The sequence below is a fragment of the Phycicoccus flavus genome (genome assembly GCF_004025965.2).
In the GTDB taxonomy this organism is placed as follows: domain Bacteria; phylum Actinomycetota; class Actinomycetes; order Actinomycetales; family Dermatophilaceae; genus Phycicoccus; species Phycicoccus flavus.
This window is the reverse complement of record NZ_SAYU02000043.1, coordinates 16,207-35,682: the sequence shown is the minus strand read 5'-3', so window position 1 is coordinate 35,682 and position 19,476 is coordinate 16,207. Positions and strand designations below refer to the sequence as shown.

19 protein-coding genes are annotated in these 19,476 nt (G+C 73.2%); 14 read left to right on the top strand and 5 right to left on the bottom strand.

What is annotated here, in order from left to right; translation table 11 throughout:
* Positions 1-188: 188 nt before the first annotated feature.
* From EPD83_RS13180 to EPD83_RS13160, 5 genes are all read left to right on the top strand, one after another.
* Positions 189-854 (top strand): RNA methyltransferase, encoded by a 666-nt coding sequence (locus tag EPD83_RS13180; protein WP_165566689.1) that lies wholly within the window; start codon positions 189-191, stop codon positions 852-854.
* A gap of 28 nt (positions 855-882) precedes the next feature.
* Positions 883-1,944 (top strand): LLM class flavin-dependent oxidoreductase, encoded by a 1,062-nt coding sequence (locus EPD83_RS13175; protein ID WP_165566688.1) that lies wholly within the window; start codon positions 883-885, stop codon positions 1,942-1,944.
* A gap of 110 nt (positions 1,945-2,054) precedes the next feature.
* Positions 2,055-2,417, top strand: a complete 363-nt coding sequence (locus tag EPD83_RS13170; RefSeq protein WP_128367881.1) for a YciI family protein — start codon at positions 2,055-2,057, stop codon at positions 2,415-2,417.
* Entirely contained in the window at positions 2,414-2,779 is a 366-nt protein-coding gene (locus tag EPD83_RS13165; protein WP_128367880.1) for a YciI family protein, read from the top strand. The genes EPD83_RS13170 and EPD83_RS13165 overlap by 4 nt, the downstream gene beginning before the upstream one ends.
* Positions 2,776-4,017: an RNA polymerase sigma factor gene (locus EPD83_RS13160; RefSeq protein ID WP_128367879.1), complete on the top strand. Its 1,242-nt coding sequence runs from the start codon at positions 2,776-2,778 to the stop codon at positions 4,015-4,017. Before EPD83_RS13165 ends, EPD83_RS13160 begins: the two co-directional genes overlap by 4 nt.
* On the opposite strand, the gene EPD83_RS13155 is transcribed toward EPD83_RS13160, so the two are convergent.
* The gene (locus tag EPD83_RS13155; protein WP_128367878.1) at positions 4,006-4,851 is read right to left on the bottom strand and encodes an alpha/beta fold hydrolase; all 846 of its coding nucleotides are present in this window, start codon (positions 4,849-4,851) and stop codon (positions 4,006-4,008) included. The genes EPD83_RS13160 and EPD83_RS13155 overlap by 12 nt on opposite strands.
* Before the next feature lie 4 nt (positions 4,852-4,855).
* Positions 4,856-6,151, bottom strand: a complete 1,296-nt coding sequence (locus EPD83_RS13150; protein ID WP_165566687.1) for an acyltransferase family protein — start codon at positions 6,149-6,151, stop codon at positions 4,856-4,858.
* Between the two features lie 86 nt (positions 6,152-6,237).
* Here EPD83_RS13150 and EPD83_RS13145 point away from each other — a divergent pair, with 86 nt between their 5' ends.
* The gene (locus EPD83_RS13145; protein ID WP_128366721.1) at positions 6,238-6,897 is read left to right on the top strand and encodes a hypothetical protein; all 660 of its coding nucleotides are present in this window, start codon (positions 6,238-6,240) and stop codon (positions 6,895-6,897) included.
* A gap of 93 nt (positions 6,898-6,990) precedes the next feature.
* Positions 6,991-8,022, top strand: coding sequence for a class II fructose-bisphosphate aldolase (gene fbaA / locus EPD83_RS13140; protein WP_165566686.1), 1,032 nt, complete (start codon positions 6,991-6,993; stop codon positions 8,020-8,022).
* 70 nt (positions 8,023-8,092) lie between these two features.
* Here fbaA and EPD83_RS13135 read toward each other — a convergent pair whose 3' ends face one another.
* Entirely contained in the window at positions 8,093-9,238 is a 1,146-nt protein-coding gene (locus EPD83_RS13135; RefSeq protein WP_205859524.1) for a serine hydrolase domain-containing protein, read from the bottom strand.
* Between the two features lie 205 nt (positions 9,239-9,443).
* On the bottom strand, positions 9,444-9,803 hold the full coding sequence (locus EPD83_RS13130; RefSeq protein WP_128366718.1) for a hypothetical protein: 360 nt from the start codon (positions 9,801-9,803) through the stop codon (positions 9,444-9,446).
* A 491-nt stretch (positions 9,804-10,294) separates the two neighbouring features.
* Between EPD83_RS13130 and EPD83_RS13125 the strand changes: the two genes are divergently transcribed.
* From EPD83_RS13125 to EPD83_RS13115, 3 genes are all read left to right on the top strand, one after another.
* On the top strand, positions 10,295-10,699 hold the full coding sequence (locus EPD83_RS13125; RefSeq protein WP_128366717.1) for a DUF3151 domain-containing protein: 405 nt from the start codon (positions 10,295-10,297) through the stop codon (positions 10,697-10,699).
* 253 nt (positions 10,700-10,952) lie between these two features.
* Positions 10,953-11,735, top strand: a complete 783-nt coding sequence (locus EPD83_RS13120) for a DUF6879 family protein (RefSeq protein WP_165566685.1) — start codon at positions 10,953-10,955, stop codon at positions 11,733-11,735.
* A gap of 140 nt (positions 11,736-11,875) precedes the next feature.
* Entirely contained in the window at positions 11,876-13,177 is a 1,302-nt protein-coding gene (locus tag EPD83_RS13115) for an adenylosuccinate synthase (protein WP_165566684.1), read from the top strand.
* A gap of 490 nt (positions 13,178-13,667) precedes the next feature.
* On the opposite strand, the gene EPD83_RS13110 is transcribed toward EPD83_RS13115, so the two are convergent.
* Positions 13,668-15,908, bottom strand: a complete 2,241-nt coding sequence (locus EPD83_RS13110; protein ID WP_165566683.1) for a HelD family protein — start codon at positions 15,906-15,908, stop codon at positions 13,668-13,670.
* Positions 15,909-16,135: 227 nt separating this feature from the next.
* On the opposite strand from EPD83_RS13110, the gene EPD83_RS13105 reads away from it, so the two are divergent.
* The 4 genes from EPD83_RS13105 (at position 16,136) to EPD83_RS13090 (ending at position 19,400) form a co-directional block, all read left to right on the top strand.
* Entirely contained in the window at positions 16,136-16,795 is a 660-nt protein-coding gene (locus EPD83_RS13105) for an ABC transporter permease (RefSeq protein ID WP_164896412.1), read from the top strand.
* Between the two features lie 73 nt (positions 16,796-16,868).
* Positions 16,869-18,098, top strand: a complete 1,230-nt coding sequence (locus EPD83_RS13100) for an ABC transporter ATP-binding protein (RefSeq protein ID WP_165566682.1) — start codon at positions 16,869-16,871, stop codon at positions 18,096-18,098.
* Positions 18,095-18,961 (top strand): ABC transporter permease, encoded by an 867-nt coding sequence (locus EPD83_RS13095; protein ID WP_128366821.1) that lies wholly within the window; start codon positions 18,095-18,097, stop codon positions 18,959-18,961. Before EPD83_RS13100 ends, EPD83_RS13095 begins: the two co-directional genes overlap by 4 nt.
* Positions 18,954-19,400, top strand: a complete 447-nt coding sequence (locus EPD83_RS13090) for a hypothetical protein (RefSeq protein ID WP_128366820.1) — start codon at positions 18,954-18,956, stop codon at positions 19,398-19,400. The genes EPD83_RS13095 and EPD83_RS13090 overlap by 8 nt, the downstream gene beginning before the upstream one ends.
* Positions 19,401-19,476: the final 76 nt, after the last annotated feature.

Below are 19,476 nucleotides of genomic sequence, written 5' to 3'. Positions count from 1 at the left end.
CCGCACTCGACGAAGACGATGGCGAGCGCGATGAAGAAGAACGCCGTCCCGTAGGTGTCGAGGAGGTACTGCGGGTCCATCCACTGCGGGCCGAGTGCGTGCATCACATCGGAAAGGCTACGGCTCCGGTGCCCCCTCGGGGTGTGCGCGACCTGTGGGTTGCCTGTGCTCACCTACGCTGTCGCGGCATGGAGGCCGAGGACGACGGGCGCGAGGTCGGCGTCGGACCGTGGGAGGGGCCCTGGCCCGACGGCGGGCACTACGACCCCGAGCTGCTGCGCCTCGGCGACCGCCGCAACGTCGCCGACCGCTACCGGTACTGGCGGATGGAGGCCGTCGTCGCCGACCTCGACACCCGCCGCCACCCCTTCCACGTCGCCATCGAGAACTGGCGGCACGACCTCAACATCGGGTCGGTCGTGCGGACGGCGAACGCGATGAACGCCGCCGCCTTCCACATCGTCGGCCGGCGCCGCTGGAACCGGCGCGGGGCGATGGTCACCGACCGCTACCAGCACGAGCACCACCACCCCGACGTGGCGGCGCTCGTGGCCTGGGCGTCGTCGGCCGGGCCGGACGGGACGGCGCTGCCGCTCGTCGGCATCGACAACCTGCCCGGCTCGGTGGCCCTGGAGACCCACGACCTGCCGCGGGCGTGCGTCCTCGTCCTCGGCCAGGAGGGCTCCGGGCTGACGCCGGCCATGCAGGAGGCGTGCGACGTCGTCCTGCACATCGCCCAGTTCGGCTCGACCCGCTCGGTCAACGCCGGGGCGGCCGCGGCCGTGGCGATGCACGCCTGGGTGCGCCGTCACGTCTTCGACCAGGTGCCCGGCCGGCCGGGCGTCGCGGAATAGGGGGAGCGGGATCTCCGCTGGCCCTGGGGTGAGCACCCCCGCCGCCCCCGCCCTCTCCGTCCTCGACCTCGTCCCCGTCCGCGCGGACCAGGGCACCACCGAGGCGCTGGCCGCCACCCGCGCCCTCGCGCAGGTCGCCGACGATCACGGGTACCGGCGGTACTGGCTGGCCGAGCACCACAACATGCCGAGCATCGCGTCGACGAACCCGCCGGTCATCGCGGCGATGATCGCGGCGGCGACCGAGCGGATCCGGGTCGGCTCCGGCGGCGTCATGCTCCCCAACCACGCGCCGCTCGTCGTCGCCGAGCAGTTCGCCCTGCTCGAGGCCGCCTTCCCCGGCCGCGTCGACCTCGGTCTCGGCCGGGCGCCGGGCACCGACCCGGTCACCGCGTGGGCGCTGCGGCACGGCGGCGGCGGGGTCGAGGCCGACGCCGCCGAGCGCTTCCCGGAGCACGTCGACACCGTCCTGGCGATGATGTCGCCCGACGGCGTCGGGGTGCAGCTGACGACCGGCCAGCACGTGCTGCGCGCCACCCCGCAGGCGGCGTCCGTCCCGACGGTGTGGCTGCTCGGCTCCTCCGACTTCTCGGCCCGGCTCGCGGCGTCGCGCGGGCTGCCGTACGTGTTCGCGCACCACTTCTCCGGCCGCGGCACCGCCGAGGCGCTCGCCCTCTACCGCGAGGGGTACCAGCCGTCGGCGGAGCACCCCGAGCCGCGGACCTTCCTCACCGTCAACGTTGTCGTCGCCGACACCGAGGAGGAGGCGCAGCGGCTGGTCCAGCCCATGGTCCGTTCCATGGTGGCGCTGCGCACCGGGCAGCCGCTGCTGCCGCAGGCGCTCGTCGAGGACGCCGAGGCCGCTCCCGTCGCCGCAGCGCACCAGCCGCTCGTCGACGACATGGCCGCGCGCTGGGTCGTCGGCGACCCGCAGCAGGCGGCCGGGAGGATCCGCGACCTCGCGTCGACCTTCGGGGTGGACGAGGTGATGGTCAGCCCCGTCGCGGGCGCGACCGCGGGCACCCCGACGGACCGCTCCCCGGCCCGCGAGGCCACCCTGCGCCTCCTCGCCGACGCCCTCGCCGCCTGATCCCCCCTCCCCGGCGGACGATGTCCGGTAGACCTGTCGAGAACGGCCCCCGTCGCGCGTCATCGGGGTGAGGTCGCGCGCCGCGCGGCCCGGACAGCGAGGAGCACGAGATGACCGAGTACGTCGTCCTCATCGTCGGCGACGCCGACCGCTGGTGGACCACGATGGACGCCGAGCAGCGGGCCGCGGGCTACGCCGAGTACACCCGCTTCGGCGAGGAGCTCGGGCGCCGCGGGCACACGATCACCGGCGGGGCCGAGCTGCACGCCACGAGCGAGGCGCGGCGCGTCCCGGCCGGCGGCGGCGCCGTCACCGAGGGCCCGTTCGCCGAGACCACCGAGCAGGTCGGCGGCTTCTACCAGGTGGAGTCCGAGGACCTCGAGGACCTGCTCGACTGCTGCCGCATCATCGCGGCCGTCGGCGACACCGTCGAGGTCCGCCGCACCGTGCAGCCCGAGGACCGGGAGTCGTGAAGCGCTACGTCGTGCTGATCGCCTACGAGCCCGAGGCATGGGAGCAGGCGAACGAGGAGGAGCGCCAGGAGTACTTCGACGCCCACCACGCCTTCGAGGCCCACGTCGCCGAGCACGGCCGGCGACTGGCGAGCGGCGCCCTGTGCGACGCCGACGTCGCGACCACCGTCGGCAAGGGCGTCGGCGCCGAGCGGACCGTCACCGACGGGCCGTTCGCCGAGACCGCCGAGCAGATCGGCGGCTACTACGACGTCGAGCTGCCCGACCTCGACACGGCCATCGCCGCCGCACGCCTCCTGCCGAGCGCGTACACGGTCGAGATCCGGCCGGTGATGCGGATCGAGGGGTACGAGCAGGCGTGAGCCCGGACGAGGCGCTGGCGGCGGTCGTGCGCGAGGAGTGGGGACGCCTCGTCGCCCTCCTCCTCGGCCGCTTCCGCCGCCTCGACCTCGTCGAGGACGCGCTCGGCGACGCCGTCGAGTCGGCCGCCCGCCGGTGGCCGGCCGACGGCGTCCCCGACTCGCCCGCGGCCTGGCTGCACACCGCGGCCCGGCGCCGCGTCCTCGACCGGCTGCGGGCCGAGGCGATGGCCCAGCGCACCGAGCCGCTGCTCGTCGTCGACGCCGAGCGCCGCGGGCCGGGACCGGCGATGGCCGACCCCGGCGGTCTCGTCGAGGACGACACCCTGCGCCTGGTCCTCCTGTGCTGCCACCCCGCCCTGGCCCCCGACGTCGCGAGCGCCCTGGCCCTGCGCCTCGTCGTCGGCGTCTCCACCGCCGACATCGCCCGCCTCTTCCTCGTCGGCGAGGCGACGATGGCGGCCCGGCTCACCCGGGGCAAGAAGAAGATCGTCGCCGCCGGGATCCCCTACGGCGTACCCGGGTCCGAGGACCTGCCCGGCCGCCTGCGCACCGTCGCCCGCACCGCCTACCTCGCCTTCACCGCCGGCTACGCGCCGGGCTCCGGACCGGACCTGCTGCGCGCCGACCTCGCCGGCGAGGCCGTCCGGCTCGTGCGGGTGACCCGCGCGCTCCGGCCCGAGGCGACGGTGCTGCGCGCCCTGCTGGCCCTCGTCCTGCTCCATCACTCGCGGCGGGACGCGCGGGTGGGGCCGGCCGGCGAGCTCGTCCTGCTCGCCGACCAGGACCGCGCGCGCTGGCACCGCGACGAGGTCGACGAGGCGCTGGCCCTGCTGGACGGCCTGCCGCCCGACCCCGACCCGCTCACCGAGTCCTACCGCCTCCAGGCCGTCGTCGCGGCCGCGCACGCCCTCGCCCCGACCGCCGCCGACACGGACTGGGCGCTGGTCTGCACCGCCTACGACCGGCTCGTGCGGCTCGACGCCTCGCCCGCCGCCCGGCTCGCGGCCGCCGTGGCGCTCGCCGAGCGGGACGGCCCGGACGCCGGTCTCGCCGCGCTCGAGGGACTGGACGACGCGCTGCCGTCGAGCCACCGGCTGCCCGCCGTCCGCGGCGAGCTGCTGGCGCGGCGGGGCGACCACGTCGCGGCGGCCGAGGCCCTGACCCTGGCCATCGCGCGCTGCGGCAACGAGGTGGAGCGGTCCCACCTCACCGCCCGCCGCGACTCCCTACGAGGCTGAGACGACGTCCCGCGTGGCGAACTCGGTCAGCAGCCGGGCGACCTCCTCGGGGCGGTCCTCGCCGACCAGGGTGGAGCAGCGCTCGAGGACGACGAGCCGCGCGTCCGGGTAGTGGTCGACGAGTCGCTGAGCGTGCTCGGGAGGCATGAGCCGGTCGTCCGCACCCCAGAGGACGAGAACCGGACGGTCGAACCGTCGCCACTGGTCGGACAGCCGCAGCATCTCGGCCGGCGGTGGCGACCCCTGGACGAAGCGGGCGAAGTCGCGCCGGACCCGCCGGTCGCCGAGTGCCGGCCCGAACCAGTCACGCACGAGGTCGTCGATGTCGCCCGCCACCGAGATGCCCCCGTACCCGGACCGCATCCGGCGCACCGCCCCGAGGCGCATGGTCTGGAGGAACAGCCACCACGCGAGTCGTGACCGGGCGAGCAGGACCATCGGCCGGGCCGCCGCGGGAGGGAAGTTGTCGAACGCCTCGCACGTGGCGAGGACGAGCCGGCCGACCCGCTCGGTCCGGCCGGCGTTGATGATCAGCTGTCCGCCGCCCCAGTCGTTGAGGACGAGGGTGACGTCCTCGAGCCCGAGGGCGTCGATGAAGTCGGCGAGCACCGTCGCCACCCCCGCCTGCCCCAGCTCGGCGTCCTGGCGCATCGGGAGGCGGTGGCCCCCGAGGGGGAGGGTCGGGGTGAGGACCCGGAACCCCGGGAGGAGGGGGACGACACGGCGCCAGCACCGTCCGTCCATCGGCACCCCGTGACAGAGGACGAGGACAGGTCCCTCGCCACCGGTGTCGCCGTACTGGAGCGGGCCGGCCGGGAGCTCGACGGTGGGCACCGCCTCATCGTGCCCCACGGGTCGCGGGAGTGGCCAGCGCCGCGCTGCCGAGGACCGGGAGCAGTGCCCACCACCAGGTGAGTCCCTCGGGACCGACGAGGCCACGGGCGGCCATGACGCCGAGCCCGCCGCAGGCGAGGACCGCGGCCAGCACCGGGCGCCACGGCCGGATGCGTCCGGTCACGCGCCGCACGTCCTCGAACCGCCCGACGAGCGCGACCACCCCCGCGGTGAGCAGGCCGAGGGCGAGCCACCACAGCGGCCGGGTCGACCACCACCCCGACGACAGCGGCTCGGCGTGCAGCCCGAACCCGCCGAGCAGGAGCGACCCGCCGACGACGAGGCACATGACGGTGAGGTGCCACAGGTAGACCGACATCATCCGGCGGCCGAGGACGACGACGACCGTCCAGGCCCGGGCCCGGCGCATCCAGTGCTGGAGCAGCGGCTCGGCGGCGAGGACGAGACCGGCCTGGAGCAGTCCCAGGAACCCGAGGGTCACCCGGGTCGGGTACGAGTTGTTCACCGCCGCGCCGTCGAGCCCGATCATCGAGACCGGGTAGGGCCCGAGCGCGACGAGGGCGACGAGCCCGGAGGCGCCGAGCGCGGCGACCCCGAGCCGGCGGCGCGTCCCGCCGAGGCGCCCGTCGAGCCACGCGTAGCCGAGCTGGTGGACCGCGCCCCACACGACGACGTAGTTCGCGAACCCGACCCACCACGGCCCGACGGTGAGGCTCACGAGGTCGACGACCCCGCCGAGCGCGAGACCCCCGACGACGCTGCCCCACCCGTACCGCTTCCACAGCCGCAGCGTCAGTGGCGCCAGGGCGCAGACGACGACGTAGGCCGCGAGGAACCAGGTGGGGACGAGCGCCACCTGCGAGGCCAGTCGTAGCGATCGGTGGTCGGTCCCGAGGGCCGAGGCGACGACGACCAGGCCGACCCAGAACAGCAGCAGCGGGACGACGGGCACGAGCAGGCGGCGCAGACGGGTCCGCAGCCAGGCCGGCCACGCCGACCCGCGCTCCCGCGCCCCCCGCCAGGACAGCCCGTTGGCGTAGCCGCCGACGACGAAGAAGACCGGCATGACCTGGAAGACCCACGTCATGGGATGCGTCCACGACGCCCGGTCCAGGACCGCGCCGGCGTCGAGCGTGCCGTCCTCGCGCACGACGAGCGCGGCTATGAGCCAGTGCCCGAGGACGACGACGGTGAGCGCGGCGACCCGTAGGAGGTCGACGACGCGGTTGCGGGTGGCCGGGGTCGCGGCGGCGACGGCCGCGGGCGAGAGCGTCTGCATGCACCGAGGATCCCGACGCCGGTGCCTCCTCGCCTGAGTAGCGGTACCGATGCCGCGACCCCGGTCGGCCGGGAGGGTGGTCCGTCATGAGATGGGTCCTGCGTGTCCTCACCGTCCTCGTCGTCGTCCCCCTCGTCCTCTACGTCGGGCACGGGCTGGTCCGCACCGTCCAGATCGGCCAGGCCCGTGACGACGCCCGGGCCGAGCTCGTCGCGGCCCTTCCCGCAGCCAGGGACACCGCGACCGAGGTCACCGGCCGGGTCGTCGGCGCCCTGGAGGTCGGCCCGCCGCGGCACCGCTGGCAGGAGCTGACCTGCACGGACGACAGCATCGACGCCGGCTGGGTCGTCCAGGACTACGAGCAGGTGTGCGTCGTGCACGCCTACGCCCTCGTCCCCGTCACCGACGGACCGGCCGCCGGCTGCACCGGCGAGGGGACGCCGGTCGACATCGACCCGGCCCGCGGCTGGGTGTCGGTCCACCGCGGTACGGCCGACGGTCTCACCGCCGAGGACCCGTGGAAGGGCGGGTGCCCCCGGGTCGTCGACAGCCCCGGCCGGCCCGGGTGGACGCGGGTCCTCGACGGCGAGCGCCCGAGCACCCTGGACGCCTCGTCGCACTGGGTGCTCGTCACCACCGAGGTCGGTGCCACCCGCACTCGCGTCGGGTGCAGCGCCTGGGGGGTGGTGTTCTGCGGCGAGCCGGCGGGAGGCCCGGACCTCGCGGCCGGCCCGGCCTCCCCCTGAGCCGCACCACGGGTCGGACGCGCCACCCGCCCGCCCGAGCAACCGTGGAAGGATCGGTGACGTACGGCACATCCACGTCACGAGGAGAACATCGTGCCCATCGCAACGCCCGAGGTCTACGCCGACATGCTCGACCGGGCCAAGAACGGCTCGTTCGCCTACCCGGCCATCAACATCACGTCGAGCCAGACCGTCACGGCCGCGATCCGCGGCTTCGCGGAGGCCGGCTCCGACGGCATCATCCAGGTCTCGACCGGCGGCGGGGAGTACGCCTCCGGCTCGACCGTCAAGGACATGGTCACCGGCGCCAAGGCGCTCGCCGCCTACGCGGAGGAGGTCGCCAAGAACTACCCGGTGAACATCGCCCTGCACACCGACCACTGCCCGCAGGACAAGCTCGACTCCTTCGTCCGGCCGCTGCTCGCCGCGAGCGCCGAGCGGGTCAAGGCCGGCGGCCTGCCGATCTTCCAGTCGCACATGTGGGACGGCTCCGCGGTGCCGCTGGACGAGAACCTGCAGATCGCCGAGGAGCTGCTGGCCCAGTGCGCCGCGGCCAAGGTCATCCTCGAGATCGAGGTCGGCGTCGTCGGCGGCGAGGAGGACGGCGTCGAGAACGAGATCAACGAGAAGCTGTACTCCACGCCCGAGGACGCCGTCGCCACGGTGCGCGCGCTCGGCGGCGGGGAGAAGGGCTACTACATGACGGCCCTGACCTTCGGCAACGTGCACGGCGTCTACAAGCCGGGCAACGTCAAGCTGCGTCCCGAGGTCCTCAAGGCCGCCCAGGAGGCCGCGGCGAAGGAGCTCGGCCTCGACGCGGACGCCAAGCCGTTCCACCTCGTCTTCCACGGCGGGTCCGGCTCGCTGCCGCAGGAGATCTCGGACGCGGTCGACTTCGGCGTCGTGAAGATGAACGTCGACACCGACACCCAGTACGCCTTCACCCGGCCGGTCGCCGGCTACATGATGGCGAACTACGAGGGCGTCCTGAAGATCGACGGCGAGGTCGGCAACAAGAAGCAGTACGACCCGCGCGCCTGGGGCAAGGTCGCCGAGGCCGCGATGGCGCAGCGCGTCGTCGAGGCCTGCGAGAACCTGCGGTCCGCGGGCACCCACCCCGCCTGACCCACGCCCTCCCCGCCGGCCCCGGCCACCGCCCGCCACGGGTGGTCGCCGGGGCCGTCGGCGTTGCGGCTCAGTCCTCGAGCGCCTGGTAGACGGCGGTCCAGAAGTCCTGGCGCAGCGGCGTGCCCGGGCTGCCGAGGTGTGCCCGCTGGAGCAGCAGGACCGCGACGAGGTCCTCGGAGGGGTCGGTGTACCAGGCGGTGCCCCACAGGCCGTTCCACCCGTAGCTGCCGACCGACGGGCCGATCTCGGTGCGGCGGGTGACGATCCCGGTCCCGAACCCCCACCCCGTCGTGGCGAAGTAGCCGGGCCAGAAGCCGGACACCGCCTTCTGCTCCGGGGTGAGGTGGTCGGACGTCATGAGCGTCACCGAGGGCCGGGAGAGGATGCGGGTGCCCTCGTGCGTCCCGCCGGCCAGGAGGGCCGAGGCGAAGGCGAGGAAGTCGGCGCCGGTGGACACGAGCCCGCCCCCGCCGCCCTCGAAGGCCGGCGGCGTGCTCCACTCACCGTCCTCGGGCGTGTCGGCGACGACGGGGCGGCCGTCCGTGCCCTCGCCCCTCCCGTACGCCGTGGCGAACCGCGACCGCGACTCCGGGGGGACGCTGAAGCCGGTGTCGGCCATGCCGAGGGGGTCCAGCACGCGCTCGCGCAGCGCCTCGCCGAAGGTGCGGCCCGTCGCCCGGGCGACGAGCGCCCCGGTGACGTCGGCTCCGGTGTCGTACATCCAGCGCTCGCCGGGCTGGTGGACGAGGGGGAGGCGGCCGAGCCGCGCCACCCACTCGTCGAGGGCGGGTTCGCCGAGCCCGTCCAGCGCGTCGGCGATCGGCACCGTCCCCGGCTCGGCCGGGACCATGCCGGTGCCGAGGGTGAACGTCAGCAGGTCGCGCAGGGTGATGGGCCGGTGCGCGGGCACGGTGTCGTCGAGGGGGCCGTCGGGACGGACGAGGACCCGCGGCTCGGCGAGCTCCGGGAGCAGGTCGCCGACGGGGTCGTCCAGGCGCAGGGTGCCGTCCTCGACGAGCGTCATCGCACAGGCGGCGACGACCGGCTTGGTCATGGACGCGATCCGCACGACCGACTCGGCGGTCATCGCGGCCCCGGCCCCGGGACCGTCGTGGGCCAGGTGGCCGACGGACTCGACGTGCACCCGTCCCCGGCGGGCGAGCACGGCCGCCGCACCGGGCACCGTGCCGGTGTCCACCAACCGGGCCAGCACCGCCCGGACCCGGGGCAGGCGGGATGCCGAGAACGCTCCCACTGTCGTCGTCCACCCCCGTGCCGTGTCGCCGTCGGACGCGGACGACCCTAGCCGAGACGGCCGACAGCGCCCCGTCCCCGCGGGTCCGGAACCGCGGGGACGGAGCGCTCGTCTGCGCCGACGCCCGGTGCGGCGACGCGAGCGGACCGGACGGGCCGGTCTCTCAGTGGCCCAGGGTGTGCTCGTTCACCGACCGACGCAGCAAGGCCAGGTTGGTGGTCTGCCGGTTGGCGGCCACGTAGATGAAGGAGGCGCGGTTGTCCAGGACCTTGATGAGGTGCAGCTGGTCGCTGAGCGTGAGCAGCATGTCCTCGAGGTCGGACTTGAGGCGCAGCGCCTCCATGGTCTTGAACTTGCCCTTGACCATCTCGCTGTTGTAGGCGCTGGCGACGTCGAGGTCGAAGTCCGCCACCGCCGAGCGCGACGCCAGCGACATCCCGGAGTCCAGGTCGACGATCGTCGCGCCGATGAACCCCGTCACGTCGTTCTGGATCGCTTCCAGGATGCTTTCGTAGTCGGCCATTTCTCTCCTTTGTCGATGAGCCTCGGCTCGTGTTCTCGGTGGTGGTGCGCCGACGGTCGGCGATGGGGTGTAGACGGACGGGAGGTCCGTCGGTGAATGCGTGGTCGTCATGCGATGTCCGGCCTTTCCGGGATTTCTCCCGGGATGAAATTCGCGTCCTCGGCGACGTCGTGAACTGGCATGTTCTCCAGCCCGGGCAGGGCCGAGGGCCCCGAGCAGCCGGCCCCGGAGAGTCGACGAACGCTCGCGCGCCCCCCGTGGAAATGTATTTCTCGGGACGGAATAACGGATCTCCACCGCGGTGGAATTGGCGGTGGATCAGGTGTGGAATTAATGTTGTCGCTGGCTGGTGTGATCATTTAAGGGACAGCGGATTGGGCGCGTGGCGAGATCGGCCGGAAATGACGTCCGGTTGCGACCGGTCGGCCGACCTCGCCTCGGCCGAACGGCGGAGCGGGCGGGCTGACGGGGCCCGTGCCTACGCTGTCGCCATGGACAGCGACCTGCTCGGCATCCCCCCGACCCACCTGCCCGACGACCCCACGGCGGCGGCACTGGAGCAGGGGGTGGCCCCCGACCAGGTGGCTGCGTCCGCCCCCGCCTCGTCGCTGGCTTGGGCCGTCCTCGCCGAGGACGCCCTCGCGGACGACCGCCCCGTGGAGGCGTACGCCTACGCCCGCACCGGCTACCACCGCGGTCTCGACGCCCTCCGACGCGCCGGCTGGCGCGGTCAGGGCCCGGTGCCGTGGGAGCACGAGCCGAACCGCGGGTTCCTGCGCGCCCTCGCGGCCCTGTCGCGCGCCGCCGGTGCCATCGGGGAGGAGGACGAGCGGCACCGCTGCCAGGAGTTCCTCCGTGCCTCGAGCGCGACGGCGGGCCGAGAGCTCGGTCTCTGAGCGGCGGCGTGGCACGAGGGGGAGAGACGAGAGGCCCGGGCGGTGTACGCCCGGGCCCCTCTCTCAACCAAGGCAAGACCAACGGGCACTGGGTGGCGCTTCTCTCTCGCCAAGAAACGCGCGCACCCGATGGTCCCCTGCAACCTCGGTTGGCACCCCCATGGTGCATCGGCGGTCGCCCCGCATGGGACACTTCGATGCCAGTGGCAGCAAATGGCCAGACCGGCCGTGACAGGGGAAGCAGGAACGGCCGATGACGACATCCGACGAGGCCGCCGACGACGGCGCCTTCATCGCGCTGGAGGAGCACCTCCGGCACGAGCACCGGCGGCTCGCGGAGCGGGGTCGTGAGCTCGAGCGGATCCGCGAGCTCATCGGACGGGTGGCGGACCGCTCGCTCGGGGCGCGCCCCTCCGCGGGGGAGTCGGTGTCCCAGGTCGTCGCGCCGTCGGTCATCAACCAGCTGCTCAGCGAGAGCACCGGCATGGTCCGCAACTTCGTCATGACCGTCGAGGTCGGGCCGGCGCTGGACGAGACGACGATGCGGGCCAACCGCAGCCGCATCGAGCGCGGGGACGAGCAGCGCGCCGTCTATCCGGCCGAGGTCCTCACCACACCGCGCGGCCAGCAGTGGCTCGCGATCTGGGCCGAGGCGGGCGAGGACCAGCGCATCCTGCCGACGACGGGCACCGAGTTCGCGGTCTTCGGCGAGACCGCCGTCGTCGCCCTGGCCGGCTGGGACGACCTGGACGGCGGGTACGTGCTGCTGCGCGACCCCCTCGTCGTGCGGCTGTACACCGCCTACTTCGACCTGGCGTGGAAGCACGGGGTGCCCGCGCCCACCGTCGAGAACGACGGCAGCAGCGACCCACGGCTCGTCGAGCTGCTCGAGCTCGGCCTCAAGGACGAGGCGATCGCCCGGCACCTCGGTGTCAGCCTGCGCACCGTGCGCCGTCGCGTCGCCCGGCTCATGTCCGTCAACGGCGTCGACACCCGCTTCCAGCTCGGCTGGGTCCTCGCCGGTCGGCACCGGTGAGGACCACCTGACGGCGGCGCCGGAGGCTGCCGCGGCCCCGCGATAGGGTGACCGCGGCGAGGCCCCGAGCGTTCCGCGAGGGGCCTCCTGACGCGCCGGGGCACGTCCTCCCGGCGCGACGCGCGAGGGAAGGAGCCGGGATGCCGGCGATCGTGCTGGTCGGCGCCCAGTGGGGCGACGAGGGCAAGGGCAAGGCCACCGACCTCATGGGCACCGACGTCGACTACGTCGTGAAGTTCAACGGGGGCAACAACGCCGGGCACACCGTCGTCGTCGAGGGTGAGGACGGCACCCGCGAGAAGTACGCCCTGCACCTGCTGCCCTCGGGCATCCTCACCCCGACGGTCACGCCGGTCATCGGCAACGGCGTCGTCGTCGACCTCGCGGTGCTCTTCGAGGAGCTCGACGGGCTCCAGGCGCGCGGCGTCGACACCTCCAAGCTCGTCGTGTCCGCCAGCGCCCACGTCATCGCGCCCTACAACCGGACCCTCGACAAGGTCACCGAGCGCTTCCTCGGCAAGCGGAAGATCGGGACCACCGGCCGCGGCATCGGCCCGACCTACGCCGACAAGATGAACCGCGTCGGCATCCGGGTGCAGGACCTCTTCGACGAGAAGATTCTGCGCCAGAAGGTCGAGGCCGCCCTGGGCTTCAAGAACCAGGTGCTCGTGAAGATCTACAACACCCGCGCCGTCGACGTCGACCTCGTCGTCGAGGAGCTGCTCGGGTACGCGGAGCGGCTGGCGCCGATGGTCGCCGACACCTCGCTCGTGCTCGAGCGGGCGCTCGACGCGGGCAGCAACGTCCTGCTCGAGGCAGGACAGGCGACCCTGCTGGACGTCGACCACGGCACCTACCCGTTCGTCACCTCGTCGTCGGCGACGGCCGGGGGCGCGTGCACCGGATCGGGTATCCCCCCGACCCGGGTGTCGCGCGTCATCGCCATCCTCAAGGCGTACACGACGCGGGTGGGCGAGGGCCCCTTCCCCACCGAGCTGCACGACGACGACGGCGAGACGCTCCGCAAGACCGGCGCCGAGTACGGCACGACGACCGGCCGTCCGCGGCGCTGCGGCTGGATGGACACCGTCATCGGGCGCTACGCCACGCGCGTCAACGGGGTCACCGACTTCGTCATCACCAAGCTCGACGTGCTCACCGGGTTCGAGCAGGTGCCGGTGTGCGTCGCCTACGACGTCGGCGGGGTCCGGCACGACGAGATGCCCGTCAACCAGACCGACTTCCACCACGCGCAGCCGGTGTACGAGATGCTCGAGGGCTGGTGGGAGGACATCTCCGGCTGCCGGACCTTCGAGGACCTGCCGGCCGCGGCGCAGCGCTACGTCCTGCGGGTCGAGGAGCTGGTCGGCGCCCGGGTCTCGGCCATCGGCGTCGGCCCCGGCCGCCACGAGATCATCCAGCGCCACCCCCTCCTCGACTGACTCCACTTTCTCGCCTGATCCACCGACCTTCGGGTTCGCGCAGGAACCGAACCCCGGCGAAGCTGAAGGTTCCGGGATCAGGCGAGAAAGCTCGGGTCCGCGGGGGAACCGAACCCCGGCGAAGGCGAAGGTTCCGGGGTCAGGCGAGGAAGCTCGGGTCCGCGCAGGAACCGAACCCCGGCGAGGGTGAAGGTTCTGGGGTCAGGCGAGGAAGCTCGGGTCCGCGGGGGAACCGAACCCCGGCGAAGGCGAAGGTTGCGGGATCAGGCGAGGAAGCTCGGGTCCGCGGGGGAGCCGAACCCCGGCGAAGGTGAAGGTTGCGGGATCAGGCGAGAAGGCTCGGGTTCGCGGGGGAACCGAACCCCGGCGAGGCTGAAGGTTCCGGGATCAGGCGAGAAAGCTCGGGTTCGCGGGGGAACCGAACCCCGGCGAAGGTGAAGGTTGCGGGATCAGGCGAGAATGGGTTCCGGGATCAGGCGAGGAAGTTGGGTCAGGTGGGGCGCAGGACGTGCATCCGGTGGGCCGCGCGGGTGAGGACGACGTAGAGGACGCGCACGCCGCCCGGTGACTCCTCGACGATGGCGTCGGGGTCGACGACGACGGTCGCGTCCCACTCCAGGCCCTTGGTCGACAACGGGTCGACGAGCTGCACCCGCCCGTCGCCCGCGCCGTCGAGCGCGGCGAGCCGGTCGGCCCAGCGCCGCGGGGTGATGACCGCCACCGAGCCGTCGACCTCCCGCAGCACCTGCTCCAGGGCGTCGGACGTCTCGTGCATGAGCGAGCCCTCGACCACCCGGTCGACCGGCTCGACCCCGGTCTCGCGCACCGCGAGCGGGATGTCGGCGTCGGGCACGAGCGGCAGGATGACGTCGCGGGCGTGGTCGAAGATCTCGCGGGCGTTGCGGTAGTTCGTGTCCATGTGGAAGGCGCGCCGCTCCAGCCCGGCGAAGGCCTCCTCACGGGCCCGGCCCGCCTCGTCGAGGTCGGACCACGACGCCTGCGCCGCGTCGCCGACGACCGTCCACGACGCCGACCGGCCCCGCCGCGCCACCATCCGCCACTGCATGGGCGAGAGGTCCTGCGCCTCGTCGACGAGGACGTGCGCGTAGCCCGACGCCCGCTCCAGGCGCCCGGCGAGCAGCCGGCCGCGCGCGTCCGCCGGCGTGATGACGGCCCGGGTCGACGGCGTCGCCCGGCCGAGCCCGGCCCGCACGTCGGTGACGCCGTACGCGGAGAGGTCGTCGAGCTCCTCGATGTCGTAGAAGCCGGTCTCCTCCCGCTCGGCGTCCTGCACCGGCCCCAGGCGGGCGAGGAGGTCGTCGATCAGAGCGATGTCGGCGACCGACCACGCGCCGGTCTCCAGCGCCTCGCGGAAGGACCAGGCGATCGCCGCGCCCTCCTCGTGGTCGAGCACGCCGCGCGAGACCGCGTAGACGTGGTCGGTGTCGGTGAGGGTCAGCAGCAGCTCGCGCGGGTCCAGCTGGCGCCACCAGGAGGCCATGAAGTCGTCGACGTCACGGGAGGCGTCGAAGGCGTCCATGAAGTCGTCGCGGTCGCCCTGGCGGCCCACCGACCGCCACGCGGCCTCGCTGAGGGCGGAGCGGGCGGCCTGAGCGGCGAGGTTGTGCTGGTGGCCGCGCAGGACCTCGGCGCGGACCCGTCGCAGGGCGTCGTGGTCCAGCCGCACGGCCTGCCCGGCGACGAAGGCGCGGAAGGTGTCCGGCGCGCCCACCGGCGGGCGGGCGGCGACCCGCGAGAGCAGCCGCCGGATGCGCAGCGAGCCCTTGACCGCTGCGACCTCGGGGGTGTCCGGGCGGGTGGCGGTGACGCCGTCGACGACGTCGCCGAGGGCGCGCAGCGCGACCGACTCCTCGCCGAGGCTCGGCAGCACCCGCTCGATGTACGCCGTGTACGCCGCGGAGGGGCCGATGACGAGGATCCCGCCGTGCTCGAAGCGGCGTCGCTCGGCGTACAGCAGGTAGGCGGCCCGGTGCAGGGCGACGACCGTCTTGCCGGTGCCCGGCCCGCCGCTGATCTCGGTGACCCCGCGCGACGGCGCCCGGATCGCCTCGTCCTGGTGGGCCTGGATGGTGGCGACGATGTCGCGCATCTGCCGGCCGCGAGAGCGGGTCAGGGCGGCCATGAGGGCGCCGTCGCCGACGACGACGATGTCCTCAGGGGCAAGTGGCACCATGAGATCGTCCTCGACCCCGACGACTCGCGACCCGCGGCAGCGCAGCACCCGCCGCCGGACGACGCCCATGGGGTCGACGGGGGTGGCGCGGTAGAAGGCTGCGGCGGCCGGGGCCCGCCAGTCGACGACGAGCGGCTCGTAGTCGTCGTCGCGCACCCCGAGCCGTCCGATGTGCCGGACCTCGCGCTCGGCGGCGGTGGAGTCCTCGGTGCCGAGGTCGAGGCGCCCGAAGACGAGCCCCTCGTACTGCGTGTCGATCATCGCCCGGCGCCGGGTGGCGGCGAACACGAGCGCGTCGCGCTCGAACAGGCCGGTCATCTCCTCGTCGCGCACGTCACCGGTGCGGTCGGTGCGCCCGCGCGCCAGCCCCTCGGCCTCGACGTCACCGGCCCGCACGGAGGCCTTCGCGAGCTCCTCGTAGACCCGGTCGACGTGGGCCTGCTCGGCCGCCACCTCACGGGCGACCTCGGGGGCGGTGTCGACGTCCGGGGACGGTCCCGGGGAGGTGGTGGGGCTGCCCTCAGGGTGGGTCGTCACGAAGCCGCGGTCTCCTTCATGGCTCGGCGTCCGGCGGAACGGACAAGTCTAGACCGGGGCCCGCACCGGCCCCGACGGGGACGCCCGCGGGTCACGGCACGGCCACGAATCCCCCACGTGGGGCCCGGCAACCGGTGACGTGGGCATTACTCGTCTGATAGACAGGATTTCCCGGCCGCGTCACGGCGCACGAGGTGGTCGGTCCCCGAGCGTTCGAGGAAGGCTACGTGGACGGAATCATCAGCTGGTTCGACTACATCTCGGGACGGCCCGACGAGATCCTCGCCGACACCTGGGACCACGCCAAGATCACCCTCACCGTCGTCATCGCCGCGACGATCTTCTCGGTCCTGCTGGGGGTCTACGCCCAGCGCCGCCCCACGGTGCGCGCGCTGTCGCTGAGCATCACCGGGATCTTCCTCACCATCCCCTCCCTCGCGCTCTTCGCGATCTTCATCCCCATCGTCGGCATCGGCAACACCCCGGCGATGCTCGCGCTCTTCCTCTACGCGCTGCTCCCGATCCTGCGCAACACCGTCACCGGCCTGGACTCGGTGCCGCCCGCGGTCGTCGAGTCGGCCAAGGGCATGGGGATGAGCACCATGTCCCAGCTCTTCCAGATCCGCATCCCGCTGGCGTGGCCGATCATCATGGCCGGGATCCGCATCTCCAGCCTCATCACGGTCGGCATCGCCGCCATCGCCGTCCTCGTCGGCGGCGACGGGCTCGGCACGTACATCCAGAGCGGCCTCACCCGCCTCGGCCTGCCCAACAGCCTGGAGTCGGTGTGGACGGGGGTCGTCTTCACCGTCGTCCTCGGTCTCGTCCTGGACCTGGTGTGGGCCACCTTCCAGCGCGTCACGACCACCAAGGGACAACGGATGTGAGCGGCTCGTCACCCGCCACGACCCGACTCGCCGCACGGCCCTCCCGACCCGGGACGAAACGAGAGACAGACGCATGAGCGACACCGCGAACATCCACCTCGACACGAACGAGTCGACGAGCCGCGGCTCGACCCGTCCGGAGGACCGCGCGACGAAGATCCGCCTCGAGCACGTCGAGAAGAGGTACCCCGGCACCAAGCAGCCGGCGGTGGCCAGCCTCTCCCTCGACATCCTCGAGGGCGAGATCCTCGTCCTCGTCGGGCCGTCCGGCTGCGGCAAGAGCACGACGCTGCGCCTCATCAACCGGATGATCGAGCCCACCGGCGGGCGGATCTTCCTCGACGAGGAGGACGTGACCAAGGCCAACCCGGACAAGCTCCGGCGCCGCATCGGCTACGTCATCCAGCAGATCGGCCTCTTCCCGCACCAGACCATCGCGCAGAACATCGCCACGGTGCCGAAGATGCTCAAGTGGGACAAGAAGAAGATCGCGGAGCGCAGCGACCAGCTGCTGTCCGTCGTGGGGCTCGACCCCGAGGTCTACCGCGACCGGTACCCCAAGGAGCTCTCCGGCGGCCAGGCGCAGCGCGTCGGCGTCGCCCGCGCCCTCGGGGCGGACCCCGAGATCATGCTCATGGACGAGCCGTTCGGCGCCATCGACCCCATCACCCGGGACCGGCTGCAGAACGAGTTCCTCCGGGTCCAGGCCGAGATCCGCAAGACGATCGTCTTCGTCACCCACGACATCGACGAGGCGATCAAGATGGGTGACCGCATCGCGATCCTCGGCGAGCAGAGCGTCATCCGCCAGGTCGACACCCCCGAGCGGATCCTCGCCTTCCCCGTCGACGAGTTCGTCCGCGACTTCATCGGCGAGGGCTCGACCCTCAAGGGCCTGCACTTCGAGACCGTCCGCGAGGACGTCCAGCTGGACCCGTACCCGACGATGCACCTCACCGACCGTCCCGCCGAGGCGCGGGCCCGGGCGCAGGAGGCGCAGACCGACTGGGTGCTCCTGCTCGACGGCGACGAGCACCCCATCCGCTGGGTCCCGGTCTCCGAGCTCGACAGCGGCAACGACGTCACCGCCGAGTCCGGTACCGAGGTCCTCGCCAAGGTCTCCATCGGGGCGACGCTCTTCGAGGCCCTCGAGCAGATGCTCATCAGCGAGGCCGCCGTCTCCCCGGTCGTGCGCGAGGACGGCTCGTTCTACGGGGTCGTGCGGCTCACCCACCTCAACAAGGCGATCCGCCGGGCGAGGCTCGAGGCCCGGGAGCACTACGAGCAGCTGGAGACGACATGACGGCGGCGACCGGCGCCCAGGGGCGCATCGGGTACGAGGGCCAGGACGCGGACAACCCGGAGCTGCAGGAGGGCCACCGGCCCGCCACCGGCGGCCCCTCCCACGAGGCGTCGTGGCTGCGACGGGCCCGGGCCAACCACCTCGGCCTCAAGCTCGCGCCCGTCGGCATCGCGCTTCTCGCGCTCGTCGTCTACCTCTACTACCAGAGCCTGGGCCTGAACGACGCGGTCATCCAGCTGCGGTCCTCGCTGGAGTGGGGCACCAAGCTGTGGCCGCAGACCCTCCAGCACCTGCAGATCGCGTTCTGGTCGACGCTGCTCGTCGTCGTCGTCGCCATCCCGCTGGGGATCATGCTCACCCGGCCGCCGCTGCGCCGCTACGGCCCGGCGATCGTCGCAGTGGCGAACTCCGGCCAGGCCCTGCCCGCCTACGGCCTGCTCATCCTCTTCCTGTCGCTGCTGGGCCAGGGCAAGTGGACGGTCATCTGGGCGCTCACGCTGTACGCGCTGCTGCCGGTGCTGCGCAACACGATGGTCGGCCTCGACGGGGTCGACCGGAACATCATCGAAGCCGGCCGGGGCATGGGGCTCACCCGTATGCAGGCCCTGACGAAGATCGAGCTGCCGCTCGCGGTGCCGGTCATCCTCGCCGGCGTGCGCGTCGCGATGATCCTCAACATCGGCATGGCGACGCTGGCCTTCCTCATCGGCGGCGGCGGGCTCGGCGTGACCATCAACAGCGGCCTGAAGCTGCAGCAGGACCCCGTGCTCATCATCGGGGCCGCTCTCGTGGCCATCGTCGCGCTGACCTTCGACTGGATCGGGGCCCTGGCGGAGACCTACCTCCGTCCGAAGGGTGTCTGACCCCGACGAGGGGCGCGGCGACGACCGCTACGACGTCGCCGACGACGGCGAGCGCCTCGTCGTCCGGGTGCGGCTGCCCCGGCTCTACCGGTGGCTGGTCGCCGCCGTCGTGCTCCTGGCGCTCGTGCAGGTGGTCGGGGGGCTGATCGGGGACGGGTCGCCGGACCCGCGCCTCCTCGCCTTCCCGGTGCTGCTGGGCGGGCTGCAGGTGGTCGCCTGGTGGCAGCTGCGGCGCGAGTACGTCGCCGATGCCTTCGGGCTGGACGAACCCCGCCGCGGCCGACGGCTCGGCTGGGCCGAGGTCGCGCACGTCGAGAAGCCCGGGCCGTTCCACGACACCGTGACGGTCGGGCTGGCCGAGGGCGGCACGCAGCGCACGATGTTCCCCAGCCGGCTCGCGTCCCGCATCGCCGAGATCGGCCGCGTCCCGCTGCGCTGACGACCGCCGGCCCGGCGTCGCCGTCGCGCGGCTCGACCGGCGCGGGACGGACCCGGGGCGGGACCCACCCGGCCCC